The organism is Anaeromassilibacillus senegalensis, from assembly GCF_001261775.1.
In the GTDB taxonomy this organism is placed as follows: Bacteria; Bacillota; Clostridia; order Oscillospirales; family Acutalibacteraceae; genus Anaeromassilibacillus; species Anaeromassilibacillus senegalensis.
The window spans coordinates 170,422-185,279 of record NZ_LN868536.1 but is presented as its reverse complement, the minus strand read 5'-3'; the positions used below and the strand labels follow the sequence as shown (position 1 = coordinate 185,279).

Below are 14,858 nucleotides of genomic sequence, written 5' to 3'. Positions count from 1 at the left end.
ATTTACACTACAATAAGGGAGGAAAAGATATGCAAACAAAAATTAACGAAGATAAATTGGTGCAGATGGTGAACTGGCTGGTAAACCATCCAAAAGTTCAGTACCGATTATGCGATGATGAATCTGAGGTGTCCCCGGAAGAATTTATCGAAACCATGGAGCTTTTTGAGCGCAACGGGTTCCATGAATGGATTCCCGTACTGTTTCTTAAAAACTGTTACAACGACGTACTGCATCAGGCAATGACCAGCTTATTAATTGAAAAGGCAGGACAGGAATGGCAGCGAATCGGCACCGAGCAGCTGTGCAAGGAAATAAAGGACAAAATCAAAGAAGAAATCCGACTCAAGGAAGATCGGAGAAGCACATTTTAATGGAACCCTTATCTTTCATTTGCAGATAAAATCGCCCTGATTGACGCAGAGCAAATGATCTGCTATTCTGGAAACATCGATAAGCCGTTCATGCGAAACAGCATTGAATCTGCCGGCGCTACCATGTTCAAATAAGGGGATAAAAATGAACAGGAAACAGTTTTTCAGCATTTTGATTGCTATTGTTTTGCTGTTGGGACTGGTCGTGTCCGCCAAACACTTTATCCAACGGGAGCCTTATCAGATCACGACGGAAACCTTTTCCCAAGGGGAAGCAACGCTCAAGTATCCGCAGATTCATGGGCTCAAAGATTCCGTCAAGGAAAAAGCAATCAATGAACTCATCCGGGACGACCTCAAATCACAGGTGGATTTGGACAGCATCGGTCCGATAGACATTCTTGAATTGGATTTAAATTATCAGGTCACTTTACACACCCCTGAGCTGTTGAGTATCCTTTACACGGGAACTTCCACCTATTATACCGGACGTCCGGATGTTAGAGGCTCCTGCCGGATCTCAGACGATATTTATGCAACCACCATCGATCTGCACCATGTGGAAAAATTAAAGCTCTCCGACTTCATGGATATCAACATGGACCTCGTGCGGAAAATCAAGCAATCTGAAAACGTTACAAACGAAGCGGTCAAAGGCGGCCATATCCGCAAAGAGCAGATGCAGATCCTTGTCAAAGACGTCCCAGACAAATCCATATTTGGTAATTTGGTATCTGACGATAACCGCGCGTATTATGCATTCTGCTTAAGGCCTGATTCCTTTCTTGTAAGTACAGCTATCGCTTCCGCAGTAGGCGACTATGCATTGATCGAAGTGGACTGCCCAAATGCCAGCTGGAACGCTCCATAACACAGCCCGCGCACAAACTGAAATACGCAAATCCCTGCATAACAAACCACCGCTGTGCTTTTCGGGCAGGAAAAGCACAGCGGTGGTTTGTTAAGTTCTATCTACGATTTTACCTGCACTGGAACGCTTCGCCCAGCAGTGCGGCGCCGATCACGCCCGCGTCGTTGCCCAGTTCCGCGATGCGCACGGAGGTATTCTGATCCGCAAAGCGGGAAAACGCGTACCGGTTGATATAGGTGTTGATCGGCCCCAGGAGATTCTCCCCCTCCTTGGAGATACCGCCGCCGATGCAGATGATCTCCGGCTGGAAAATGTTGACGATATTGACCATGCCCTCGGCCAGATACTCGGTGTACTTCTTCACCACGGCGGTTCCCTCCGGGTCCCCCTGCCGCATCGCATCAAACGCCGTACGGCCGCTGACTTTTTCCAACTCGCCGTCCACCAGCTTCCACATCAGGCTTTCCTTACAGCCCTCCATACGGTTCTTCGTCAGGCGGATCAAACCTGTCGCCGAGGCGTAGGCTTCCAGACAGCCGCGCCGCCCGCAGGTACACAGCTCCCCGTCCTTTACAAGCAGGCTGTGTCCAATTTCCGCGCCGCCGTAGGCGAAGCCCGTGTACAGCTTGGAATGGATGATGATTCCGGAACCAAATCCTGTTCCCAATGTAATGGCAATCATATTTTGGCTGCCTTTCCCCGCGCCCGCTTTAAATTCCCCAAAGGCCGCCGCGTCCGCGTCATTTGCCATCAGCACCGGAATCCCCAGCCGCCCGGACAATTTCTCCCCGACCGGCTCATGGTAAAACTCCAGGTTATTGGAGTAAATGACGATGCCGGTGGTAATATCGATCATCCCCGGACAACCAAGCCCCACATAGTCCAGCTCCCGCACCGCTATGCCCGCCTGACCTGCGGCTTCCCGTACGGTGGCTTCCATGTCCTCAATAATCGTGTCACATGGGCGCGGCAGAGCGGTTTTGCGCTTTGCGGAAGCAATAATTTGAAATGTTTCATCCACGATGCCCGCGACAATGTTGGTGCCTCCCAGATCGATCCCCGCATAATATTTCATATGATTATTCCTCCAAGTTCTTCTGATATCGGACGTCACACGCCCATGGAAATACATACGGCGCGCCCTTCCAATGCGTATGCGCCCAGTCCGGCCGGCAAAAACATCGTGTCGCCCTTTTGAAGCTCCCACGCTTCTGTTTCCGTCCGAAGAACCGCCGCGCCCTCCGCGCAAAACAGCCCCTCAAACGAGCCGCTGTCTACAATGCGGTTCATGCATCCGTCCAATTGAATTTGCCTGGTCTTAAAATAAGGGCAGTCCGCCAACAGCGTCACCGTTCCGCCCGCTTCTTTGTGCATCGGATATGCCTTCCATCCCGCGCGATACGCTTCCAGATGGGTCACGTCAAGCGCTTTTTCAACATGCAGTTCCCGCGGATGGCCGTTTGCATCCACACGGCCATAATCGTATACGCGATATGTGGTGTTGGAATTCTGCTGGATCTCCGCGATGACAATGCCCTTTCCGATCGCATGCAGCGTCCCCGCCGGAATGAAGAAAACATCCCCCTTATGTACCGGAACCTCGTTGACCGCTTCCAGCAGTGTGTTGTTCGCTATCCGCGCGCGGAATGTCTCCCGGTCCATCTCCTGCCGGAACCCATAGACCAGCTTTGCGCCGGGTTCGCATTCCAGAACGATCCACATTTCCGTTTTACCGTATTCCCCTTCCACACGCTGCGCATAATCGTCGTCCGGGTGCACCTGCACGGACAGGTCGTCCTTTGCGTCGATCAGCTTGAAGAGGATGGGAAACGCCGGAAAATCCATGCCGCGCGTCCCAGCCGCTTCCGGGTACTGTTCCAGATACGCGGCCAGCGTCATACCGGCGCACGGGCCGTTTGCAATCACGGAGCTCCCGTCCTTGTGGCAGCTCAACTCCCAGCTCTCCGCCAGAGGCGTCATATCGGTCCGCTTGTTGTATTCTGTTTTTAAACGCTCCCCGCCCCAGAGATTATCTTTGTAGACCGGGCGAAGCTTCATCGGAAATCCATTCATATCGTCTCTCCTTATTCTAACTGGATACTTTTATAAAAATTCTCCAATACCAACGCCACGGAGCCCAGCGCGCATTGATTTTCATGAAAGCTGCACTCCACCACGCGGATGTGTTTGACAAACTTTTCATCCTGTTTTTTCTGCGCCTTTTCCAGAATCACGCGCGTAAAATACGGATATTTTGAGATCATGCCGCCGGACAGGACGATCTTTTCCGGCGCGAACAGCGTGGCAATGTTGCGCACGCCGACCGCCAGGTATTCCGCCATGCGGTCCAGTTTTTCCTTGCAGAGCGCGTCGCCCTGCTCCGCGGCCTCCATGATTTGCTGCATCGTAACGGCATTGTAATCTGCCGCATCCGCCAGCAGAGAAGGCCTGCCCAGCTTCAAATCCGCCGCCACATCCGCCAGCAGGCGCTGTTCATTGACGAGCGTTTCCAGGCAGCCGTAGCTGCCGCAGGAGCACCGTTCCCCGCGCACGTCCACAATGGTGTGGCCCACCTCGCCCGCGCCGCCGCTGCATCCTCGGAACACCTCGCCGTTGACCAGCAGCGCGCCGCCGACGCCCGCCCGGTTGATCAGAAAGCCAAATACGCTGTTGCAGTCCGCTACCTTGCCGAACCAGTATTCCGCCATGACGACGCCGACGGAATCCTTGTCAAAGAACGCCGGATAGCCGGTGTGTTCCTGGATATAATCCCGGATCGGGACGTTTCCCCAATCCGGGAAGTTCGGCGGGCTCTGCATGACGCCCTTTTCCGGGTCACAGGGGCCAGCGGACACGACGCCCACACCGACCACTTTTTGCGGATCAATCCTTGCTTCCGCCACGGCGCATTTTACCATTTGCGCCATTTTATCCAGCACATAGCCGGGCCCTTGTTCTAACTGTGTATCGCAGGAGCATTCATAAATGATCTGCGCTTTAAAATTGGTAATGACCAATTTAATTTGCTTGGTTGTAAGATCAATACCGACCGCATAGCGGCAGTCCGCGTTGATCCCCAGCAGTGTCGGGCGGCGGCCTCCCACGGATTCCCCCGCGCCCACCTCCACCACCAGGCCGTTGGCCAGTAATTTTGAAGTAATATTGGAAACAGCCGCGACCGTCAGGCCGCCGAATTCGGCGATATCCCGCCGCGACGCGGGCTCGTTCCGCCGGATATAATCAAAAATCACTTTCAAATTCATCGCCCGCATGGTTTCGCTGTTGATATTTCCTACCATTTCCATTCCCCCAAATCCAAGGTGATGCATATTCCATCTCTATTGCTCTTCCCACATTCCCATCATAAAAGATACATCGTGTGAAGTAAAGGGTTTTGACGTGGAACGCGCCGCAAAGAATGGATTCTTTGCGGCGCGGACCTCTTGTCAAAACTTTGCCATTTCCAGCCTCTACGGCCGGTCCGGATTACGGCGAGGAGCGCCGTGTCTTTGCATGCATTCAATTGTTTTATTCGCGCAGCCAATCGGCTGACTTTGACCAATCGTCACCGGGGTTGAATCTTGGATGCGCTTATTGTGAGAACTGTCTTAGGCAATTGTGATGGCACAATGTTTCTGCGGCTCTCCGTTCAGGATTTGGGTGTACACGCCCGTGCTTGCGCCCGGCGCGCCGACCGCCCAAACGCGGTAATAATACGCATTGCCGATCTTTGCCACAAACTGCGTCTTTAAAACACTGCCGTCGCCCGCCGTAAAGCTCGGCACCGCGTCTGTTCCATTGACCGTCATCTTGAAGCAGTATGCGCTGCCTCTTCTGAGGGTAAAGTCAACTGTGGTGTCGGAGATAACCGTCGCTTTTCCAAGCACGCTCTGCGCCGCGCCGACCACTGCGACGCCCTCCGCGCCGTAGCTGTTGCCTGTATAGGACGGTGTTCTGCTGCCGGAGCTCTTGGAGGTGGAGGGATTCTTCTCGACCGCCACAAGGCCGTTCTTTGCATGGACCACGGCGTCATATGCAGCCGCGATTTCTTTGTTCGTTGCGTTCGGATTTGCCAGCACCGCGCGCGCTGTCCGCAGAGATGCCTGCAGAACCGCGTAGCTGGATGCGGTGTAATCGCCCTGCGGAATGTTTTCCGTCTCATCAACGATTTCCTTCAGCGCATCCTTTGTCGGAATCTTGCGCAGATTGGACATCGCCTTGTTGAGAGCCGCCGCCGCTGCATCAATCTCTTTCTGTTTGGAATCCTTGGTCAGTTCCTTGGCGGCATCCAGTGCGGCAAGGAATTCCTCCTGGCCGTCCGGCAGATACTGCTCTTCCAGATCCGGAACAATCTCTTCCGCCTGGCTGATGTAATAATTCAACATGCTCAGATCAGAAGCATCTTGCAGACCGATAAAGGCTTTGTAAAGGTCATCGTATGCCTTCTCCACATCAGCCTTCAGCGGTTCGTCCTGCGCTGCGACTTCCTTTGCCGCTGCAATTGCTTCCGCCAGCTTCTGGTAGCTTTCGGCGGTGAAATTGTCTTCAGAAGCAGCTTCCGCCATGGTGATCAGGTCTTCCAGCGCGGACACGTCGCCCAGCTCAAAGCTCAGGAAATGGATGATATCGAGCAGGTCGCTCCACGCTTTGTCGATCTCTTTCTGCGTCGCGGACAGATTCTTCTGTACCTTCTGTGCATTCTCCAAAGCGGAACGGAACTTTTTCTGGATGGACGGGAGCGCCGTGTTGAACTCGCTGCCGTCGAGCAGGCCTTCCGCCACATCGACCACTGCGTTCAGAACCTGCTTGTTGACCAGCGTAAATGCAAATTGCAGCTCGGTATCCGCTGCCGCCATCTTATGTGTGTAAACAAATTCGTTGGGATCGGTAAGGGTCTGCGGCTCTCCGTTCAGGGTGACCGCCGCGAATGTTCTGCCTTCCACGGCCGGGACAAAGGATAGTTCCACATCGGAGCCGGAGGAAACCACATTCTTATATTTTCCGATGAGGTCGGCCAGCTTCTGCGCTTCACCGTCAACGGCAAGGCTTGCTTCTCTGCCGCTGTACTGGACGGTGAGATTCGCTTCCGTCTGCGGCTCAGACTCGGTAAAGTCAAAGTAGTCGATGTTGGCGACATAGGCTTTGCCGTCGCCGCTGACCAGCTTCAGATACACATCGTGCGTACCGGTGACAGGCGGCACAATGTCCGTTTCCGTGTCAATATAGGTCGACCAATTGCTGCCGGTGTTATGGGTCTTCAGAATGGCAAACGGTTCTCCCTCCATGGAATCCAGGAACAGCTGTACCTGGCCGTTGTTGGAGCCGTCGCTGGACTGGCAGGAATAGCTCATCACAACGTGGCCCGCGCCGTTCTCTCCGAAGCTGACGTTGTCAAACTCCGCCCAGAAACCGTTCTGCGCGCCGCCGATGTTGCCGCCGCCGCTGCGGTCCGCGTTGACGTCGCGCACCACGTTGCCGTCGTTGAAGGTCTCGCCCTCCAGCCTGTCATAGGCGTTTCTGGAAGTGCCCAGGATCGCAAGGGCTTTCTCCAAATCCGCTACTGCTGTGCGAATGTCTTCCTCTGAGGCGTTTTCATTCTGGTAAACGGCGGTTACGTCCGCCAATGTTTTTGCAAAAGCTTCCGCTCTTGCGGTGGTATAGGCTTTCAGATCGATCCGGTTCGCTTTTTCGATCATGTCGCCCAATGTATTGCGGTCGATCGACTTCTTCGGGTTGCCCAGCAACTCCAGCTCGGCAATTTCCAGACCATTCTCAGAACCAATCAGGTCGAGACGGTAATGCTCGTATTTTTCCGTTGCGTTGACTGCAAACGGGCGGGTGTATCTTGCCCAATCGAAGGCCAATCCCTCGCGCTTCTCCAGGCTGGTCCAATTGGTCCCGTCATTTGAACCGAACAGTTCAAATCCAACCGGCGCTTTTTCCGGCTTGGTGCTGGAGGTGACGGTCACCATATCCACAATGCCCGGTTTCATGAGGCTATAATAAACGGAAGCCGTATTTTCACTGAAGTTTGCCGCAGAAGCTGACGTGTTGTCAAACAGCTTTGCCGCATCCGCGGTCTGCGCACTGTATACGGTGTCCTGCGCCACACTGCTGGATGGCGCGGACTGTCCTACAACAGAATAGGTGCTTGCCAGATCCTGAATCGGTTCCGCCGCCTTATCTCCCGTGGTCAGGGAAGCGGGAAGCGCGTCTTCGGAGCTGCCCCAGCCGGACGGCTTGCTGCCCATATCAAAGTCAATCACGGCGCCCTTGGCAAGGTCCTCATGCAGGAAATAGTTTTTCTCGTACGCTTCGCCGTTGAGCTTCACGCTCTGTACATAGATATTTTCATTGCTGTTGTTGGGCGCGTTAATCACGAGGTCTTCGCCGTTTTCCAGATGGATGGTCGCCTTGGTAAACAGCGGGCTGCCGATGGCGTATTCGCCGCTGCCCATGTTGACCGGATAGAAACCCAGCGCGCTCAAAATGTACCAGGCGGACATTTCGCCGTTGTCTTCGTCGCCGATATAGCCCTGACCGATGTCGCTGCCGACATATGCCCTCTTGAGCACTTCACGCACGACTTCCTGTGTGCGGTCCGGACGGCCCGCATAGTTGTACATGTACGGGATGTGGTGGGAGGGCTGGTTGCTGTGGCCGTAGAGGCCCATCTTGAGATCTCTCGCTTCAACCATCTCATGAATGGTTCCGTCTTCGATCAGCTCCGGACCTGCGTTGAACAGTCCGTCCAAACGCTCCGCCAGCGCTTCTCTGCCGCCGTACAGGTTTGCCAGTCCCTGGCCGTCCTGCGGCACGCTGAACGCCATATTGTAAGCGTTTGTTTCTGTGTAATCGCCCCACCAGATGCCCGGGTTAAACGAGCTGCTGTTGGTGCGGAAGGAACCGTCCTTCCGGCGGCTCATAAACCACTCGATGTTCGGATTGAATAGGTTTACATAGTTCTGCGCGCGGTTGCGGTAATACTGCTCTTCATCCGCATAGCCCAAAGATTTTGCAAGCTCATAAATGCCGTAGTCGTTGATAAAGCCTTCCATCGCCCAGGAGAAGCTCAAGCCGTCCTCTTCCAGCGGTGTGTAGCCATAGAAAATGCCGGTGCCCAAGCCGGTACGGCCGCCGTTTGTCAGGTTGTTGGAGACAACGGAGGCATTTTTCAGAGCGGACAGGAACGCGTTTTCCGCGTCAAATTCCAGCCCTTTCTTTGCCGCGTCGCCAAAGATCACATCGGAGCTGGTGCCCACCATGCTGTTGGTGCCGCCCGGCGCAATCCATCTCGGAACCCATCCCTGGTCGTTGTAATGTTGTACAAGGCCGTTCAGCAGTTCCACGTCTTTTTCCGGTGTCAGGAGAGAGTAGGCCGCCCAGGTGGTGCGGTAGGTATCCCAGAAGCCGTTGTTGTAATACATTTTGCCATCTTTTACTTCGTGTTTGCCATACGGGCTCTTGTACTGCCAGCCGTCCTCGCTGCCTTCACCGGTCTGCTCGGACAGGTTGTTCGGATACATAAACAGGCGGTACATGCCAGAATAGAAGCTGGTCATCTGGTTTGGGGTCGCGCCCTCAAGCTCGATGATACCAAGCTGGTCGTCCCATGTCTGCTGCGCTTTGGCAAAGATTTCATTAAAGCCTTCGTCCGCGGCGATTTCCTGATTCAGATTCTTTTTGGCCTGGTCCAGGCTGATAAAGGAGGTGGCGACTTTCAGCTCGACGACCGTCTCGCCGTTCTCCGCCTTCTCAAACTCCGCGATGCCGGCCTTGCCGATTTCCTTGCTGTTTACATAATTCTGGCTGAATTCGCCGTATACATACATGCGCTGCATGCCGTTGCTCGTATGGTCGGAATACCCGCTGAAGGTCTTTCCGTCGGAAGAAAACGTTGTATCTCCGTTGGCTCTGTCGCAATCGAGGATGACGTTGCAGTGTTCCGCGTCTTCCGGATAGGTAAAGCGGAGAACCGCGGCGTGTTCCGTCGGGGTCACTTCCATCTGCACGTTGGAGGCTTTTGCGTCGCCTTCGTTAAACTTTACGCTGTAATAGTGCGCACGCGCCGTCTCATTGTCGTGGCTGAAGCCCGCCGCCCGTTCGCCGGTTCCAATGCTGGAAACGGACGCCGCGTCGAAGCTGCTGTTCGGCATGAACTCGTAGGTGCCGCGCTCGCCCGTCCAGAAGGACGCCTGATGGCTGATCGTCAGATGTTTCAGTGTGCCGCCGTCACGGCTGTGTTGGTAATTGTACATCTTGTTGTCGCCCGCTTTGGTAACCGGCGCCCAGAAGTTAAAGCCGTGCGGCATCGTCGTCGCCGGACAGACCAGGCCGCGGGAATAGTGCGTGCCGTCGTTGGTGCCGCGCAGGGTATAGACATAGTCGGAAAGATGCTCCTGTTCGACCGGCGTGACATCCTCAATGCGGATATCGTCAATGTCCGCCGTGAACGCATCCAGATCACCCGTGGAGTTGGAAGGCTTATTATAGCCAACCAAAACCTTTGTGATGGTTTTTCCGACAACGTCCTCGCCGGTTGCGAGATAGGTGGAGATTTTATTCCACTGCTTGGTGGTCAGCGTTTTGGAGAGGCCCTGTTCCTTCGGGGAAACGATATTTCCGTTCTGATCAATGGCATTCAGGTCGCTGAGGTAGGTGCCGTCGCTGAACGCCAGGTCCACTGAGATATACGTGGAGGTATACTCAAAGTCGTAATTGTCGGTCGTCCATTCCGGGAAAATCATGTAGCTGAGCTGTGTATTTTCCGTAACCGGGATGTTGAGGCCATCGTAGAGGACGTTGTATGCGTAGGCTTCATCCTCGCCCTGATGATACCCGCTGACCTTCAGCGCCTTTGCGCCGGTCCAGCCCTGGTTGGAAGCGGCGTCGTGCACGGAAGCGGGGCCGCTCTCAATTGTCGTGGCCATGGCGACCTTCGCGCCCTGGCTGTCCGCTTCGTCCAGCGTGGCCAGGTTCAGGTCCGCAAATTGGACCATCTGGCCGCTTCGATTCTTTGTAATGCTGATTTTGTAATACTGATACGCGGTATCATTGTCCAGTTCAAACGTCTTTGTCTCATACCGCTTGCTGAAGCGAACACCGGTCTGGCTGTCCAGCGCCGTCCAGGTTTCGCCGTCGTTGGAGCCGGACAGCGTCCAGTTCTCCGGATCGCGCCCTTCGGCGTCGTTGGCGGAAACCATCGCATACGTCTTGATGGCTTTTGCCTCTTTCAGCCGGAAAGAAACCCAAACCGGTCCGCTTTCCGAAGCGCCGTCGTTGCACAGGTATTTTGTGCTGGGATTGCTGTCAAACAGCTTTTCCTTCGTTTCATTGTTATTGTAGTCTGAAGAACCCTGTATGGAGTCCTTATCCACCATCCAGGTAACGTCGCCCACCAGGCCTTCGCTCGTGCTGCTGATGACGTTCTGAGATTTTCCAACACCGTCCACGACTTCCAACGTGGACTCCTGGAACAGGCCGGACAGCTCCTCCTCCTTCTCAAACGAGGTATAGAACCCTTCGGATTCCGCCGTTCGCGCGGAGACAACGGTGGAAAGCACGCTGCCCGGAAGGGCCAGCGTTGCCGCCAACGCGATTGCCATCAGTTTTTGCAACCTTTTCATTGTTTTCCTCCTTAAATTTACTCGTACACATGGGCCAATGATTGAATCTCCGTGCCTGCCCCCCTTTGCGGTAAAGGATTTCTGCCCGTAAGCTCACCTGTTATTTCGACCAATAGAAATGAACTTGCGGCGCAAATATAAGTAATTTAGCTACATTCTAGCAATGATCGTTTCATCCGTCAAAGGTGTATTCCATAGAAAAAGTGGAAAAATTTTGGTTTTTATTCAAATCAATTTTATTTTTTGTGATATTTATTCCAATTTAACACAAATTTATTGCTTATTTATAAATATTCAAACCTTTATAGGGCTGACTTATAATTTTGATTTTAATAAGTGAAAAAACCTTATCTTCTCCCCATCAGAAATAGCCGTCAGGGAGAAATGCGCCTGTATTCAGAAGGTTTTACACCCATATGCTTTTTGAACAGCTTGGAAAAATATTTCACGTCGTTATAGCCCACTGTTTCCGCAATTTCAGAAATGCTTTTCCCGGTCGACTGCAAAAGGGACTGCGCCGCCCGCAGACGGCGCTCCACCAGATAATCAGAAAACGTCTTTCCGGTTTCTTTTTTAAAAAGGGCGGAAAAATACGCGGGGTTCAACTCCACGTAGTCGGCCACATCGTCCAGCCGGAGCGGTTCCGCAAAGTTCTGTTCCAGATAAGCCCGCGCCCGGCGGATCGCCCGGCTGCCGCCCGTATCCCGTCCAGCCGGAGTGCCTGCCTCTCGCTTTCCAACCGGCCCGGTTTGGTTCAACAGCGCACATGGGTCGAGCCGCACCACTTGGACGCCAGCTCCCTCTATTTTTGAGAGTTCCTCAAAGGGCGCGCCATCTTCCACCAGCAGAAGGTCGGGACTCCGCTCCCGCATGGCGTGCAGGGCATCTTCTTTCGTCCCGGCGACAACCGCCTCCGCCCGCAGGGCCTCCCAGCGGATTGACGCCAGAAGCAGCCGGGCCATTGGCGCGCCTGCCGCGATCAGCACCCGTATCATAGCGGATTTACCCGTACATACGCATCCTGTTCCACCTTCCCATTTTCAAAAAGATGTTTCAAAAGTACGCAGCCGCTCCCGTACAAAGAGGAATCCACCCCGAACCGTGATTTCCGTACCCGGATCTTCCGATATTCCTGTGAAAATTTGCGCTGGTTGATCTCTTCTTCCAGAAAGATCAGATACCGCTCCGGCAGGTACACCCCGTTATGCCCAATCAGGATCGCCTGCGGATTGAGCAGGTTGACTGCATTCACCAGGGCGTGCGCCAGCTTGCCGAGCATATCCGTCAGAACCGCGTCCACCCGGGGATCCCCCGCGCGGTCGCAGAACTGCGGAAAACTGCAATCCCAGCCGGTCACGGCGCGCAGCCGCCCCAGGACAATGGGCATGCCGATGTATTCTTCCAAACAGCCGCGGTTGCCGCAGCCGCAGGGCAGTCCCTCACAGTCAATGCTGGTATGCCCCAGTTCCCCCGCAAAGCCGCTGCTGTTCTGGTACAGGCCGTCGTTTTCAATAATGCCGGAGCCGATGCCGACTGAAAGGCCCACATAGAGGAAATTGTGAAAATCCCGCCCCGCGCCGAACATCTTCTCTCCCAGCGCGGCGCAGTTCATATCATTGTTCAAAAAGACTTCCAGGCCGGTATGCTCCGAGAGAATTTTCCGGAGCGGCCAATTGGAGACGCCGAAAAAATTGGGCGGGTTCAGCACCACACCGTCCTCCACATCCAGCGGACCTACCACGGACACGCCGCAGCCCAAAATATTGGGTTCCCGCTCGCTGATCTGGTCCACCATCCAAAACAGCTTATCCTGGATGGACGCTCTGTCCTCCTGTAAAAAGGGAATGAAGCGCTTCATCTGGATGCGCAGCTTGAGATCGAACAGCACGGCGGTGCAGCCCTCCCGGCTGATCTGAATTCCCAGCACTTTGGGCGCGTCCGGGGCAATTTCCAGTGTAATTGGATTGCGCCCCACTCCCGTGTTGCGGCTGGGGGTACTCTCCACCACGTATCCCTGTTCGATCAACTCCGCAATGATATTTGTCACTGCCATTTTGGTCAGCCCTGTATCCTGCGCAAGATGTACGCGCGACAAGCCCTCGTGGGTACAGATCAGCTTCAACAGCAGTCCCCGGTTTCGATATTTTAAATTCTGGTTGTTCATTCCACCAGTTTTTTCCAAAATAATTCCCCCAGGCAATAATAGTATATTGACTTTACTAATATACATATTATATAATAATTGAGAAAAATGCAAATGTTTTTATGAATTCAGCCGATTTTTTTTTCGTTTTTCTATTTTCTTTTACTTTTCAGTTGTAAAAAGGAGAAAAAACGGCTGCAGGGGATAAGGAGTCAGCTTTATGATCAAAGTAATCGTGGCGGACGATGAAGTCAAGGTCTGCCAATTGATTTGCAATCTGGTGAACTGGGCGGCGTTTGATATGGAAATCATCGGAGTGGCCCACAACGGTGTGGAAGCGCTGGAAATGGTGGAACGCCTCCGCCCGGACCTGCTGGTCACAGACATCCGTATGCCGGGATACGACGGCCTGGAAATGATTGAGCGAGCCAAGCAGGTGCGCGACGACCTGGAATGTGTCATCATCAGCGGGTACCGCCACTTCGATTACGCGCAGAGCGCCATTAAGTTCGGCGTGTCTGATTACCTGCTTAAACCGATCAAGAAAGAGGAACTTGCCGCCACGCTGGAAAAGATGCGCAGCCGCTATCAGATGCGCACGGAGAAGATGTCGCAGGAGGAACGCCTGAAAATCCGCCTGCAAAGCGACATCGACAAGCTCCGTTCCGGCCTGTTCAGCCGGTTGCTGGCACAGCAGATGCAGGAACCGCTCCTTTTGGAGCAGGCAAACACGGATTATCATTTTCAATTTCAGCCGGGACTGTTCCGGCTTTTTATTGTCAAGGTGGACTGCCCGCCGGGCCAGCTCTGCCAGGACAGCACCAAAATTCTGGAGTTCAAGGTGGCCCAGCAGCTGCGCGCCGTTTTGCAGCCGATCTGCTTTGACATGGAAATCTGCTTTATCGGCAGCCGCGCTTACGGCGTGCTGAACTATGCGGAGAGCAGGCAGGCCAATGTGCGCAAGCTCTTTAAAACCGCCATGGACGAATTGCAGGTGCAGCTTGGCATTTTTGAGAACACGGAGCTGACGATTGCACTCGGCAAGGCGGTGACACAGCCGGAACAGCTTGTCCTTTCCCTGCACTCCGCGGAAAACGTCTGCGCGCAGCGTCTGGTGGACGGGACCGGCAAGGTGCTGGAGGACGCCTCCCACCCGGAACTTCCCTATGAGAGCGACAGCTTGCTGGCGGAATTGAATCGGGAGCTGGAAACCGCTTTGGAAATTCTTGACCGCGACGCGGTGTCCGGCGCGCTGGACCGGTTCCGTAAAGCGGCGCTAGCCGCTCCCGGCGTCAGCGGGCAAAAATTGATCTCTCTGGCGCTGGACGCCTGTCACACCTATCTGGTCGTGCTGCGCAAACACCACATTCATGTGGAAAACACGGACGATCTTTATCAGCGCTTCTCCGAACGCTGCGATCTGTGCGGCAGCGCGCAGGAGCTGTTCCGCCATCTCTCCGGCATGGTGTGCAATTCCGTCGACGCCATTCTGCAGGACCGTCGCCAGGCGGAAAAGAAACCCGTCCGTGCCGCCAAGCAATACATACAGGAAAACTTCATGCGCCCCATCAGTTTGGAGGAGGTGGCGGATTTCGTCGGCTTCAACGCCTCCTATTTCAGCACGCTTTTTAAAAAAGAGAGCGGGAAAAACTTTTTGGAATACCTCTCCGAGGTGCGCATGAACCGCGCCAAGGAGCTTCTAAAAGAGACCAATCTGACTGTGGCAAACATCTGCAGCCAGGTTGGCTACAGCGATCTCAAGCACTTTACCCAGAGTTTCCGCAAAGCGACCGGTCTCAAGCCAAACGAGTTCCGCAAGCTCTACTCCTGACAGGCGGGTGAAC

General features: G+C 54.1%; 9 protein-coding genes. 3 read left to right on the top strand and 6 right to left on the bottom strand.

Annotation, left to right across the window (positions count from 1 at the left end):
• Positions 1-29 precede the first annotated feature (29 nt).
• Positions 30-374: a hypothetical protein gene (locus tag BN2106_RS03400; protein WP_050697171.1), complete on the top strand. Its 345-nt coding sequence runs from the start codon at positions 30-32 to the stop codon at positions 372-374.
• A 145-nt stretch (positions 375-519) separates the two neighbouring features.
• Positions 520-1,245, top strand: a complete 726-nt coding sequence (locus BN2106_RS03395) for a polysaccharide deacetylase family protein (protein ID WP_050697170.1) — start codon at positions 520-522, stop codon at positions 1,243-1,245.
• Positions 1,246-1,354: 109 nt separating this feature from the next.
• Here BN2106_RS03395 and BN2106_RS03390 read toward each other — a convergent pair whose 3' ends face one another.
• The 6 genes from BN2106_RS03390 to BN2106_RS03365 form a co-directional block, all read right to left on the bottom strand.
• Positions 1,355-2,320, bottom strand: a complete 966-nt coding sequence (locus BN2106_RS03390) for an ROK family protein (RefSeq protein WP_050697169.1) — start codon at positions 2,318-2,320, stop codon at positions 1,355-1,357.
• A gap of 35 nt (positions 2,321-2,355) precedes the next feature.
• Positions 2,356-3,318 (bottom strand): type I phosphomannose isomerase catalytic subunit, encoded by a 963-nt coding sequence (locus BN2106_RS03385; protein ID WP_242846238.1) that lies wholly within the window; start codon positions 3,316-3,318, stop codon positions 2,356-2,358.
• A gap of 11 nt (positions 3,319-3,329) precedes the next feature.
• Positions 3,330-4,544, bottom strand: a complete 1,215-nt coding sequence (locus BN2106_RS03380) for an ROK family transcriptional regulator (RefSeq protein ID WP_050697168.1) — start codon at positions 4,542-4,544, stop codon at positions 3,330-3,332.
• A 309-nt stretch (positions 4,545-4,853) separates the two neighbouring features.
• Positions 4,854-10,871 carry a GH92 family glycosyl hydrolase gene (locus BN2106_RS03375; RefSeq protein WP_050697167.1) on the bottom strand — a complete coding sequence of 2,006 codons (6,018 nt, stop codon included), beginning with the start codon at positions 10,869-10,871 and terminating at the stop codon, positions 4,854-4,856.
• Between the two features lie 374 nt (positions 10,872-11,245).
• On the bottom strand, positions 11,246-11,866 hold the full coding sequence (locus tag BN2106_RS03370; protein WP_050697166.1) for a helix-turn-helix transcriptional regulator: 621 nt from the start codon (positions 11,864-11,866) through the stop codon (positions 11,246-11,248).
• On the bottom strand, positions 11,863-13,053 hold the full coding sequence (locus tag BN2106_RS03365; RefSeq protein WP_050697165.1) for an ROK family transcriptional regulator: 1,191 nt from the start codon (positions 13,051-13,053) through the stop codon (positions 11,863-11,865). Before BN2106_RS03365 ends, BN2106_RS03370 begins: the two co-directional genes overlap by 4 nt.
• Positions 13,054-13,234: 181 nt before the next feature.
• On the opposite strand from BN2106_RS03365, the gene BN2106_RS03360 reads away from it, so the two are divergent.
• A complete protein-coding gene (locus BN2106_RS03360) occupies positions 13,235-14,845 on the top strand; it encodes a response regulator (protein ID WP_050697164.1) in 1,611 nt (536 codons plus the stop codon).
• Positions 14,846-14,858 lie beyond the last annotated feature (13 nt).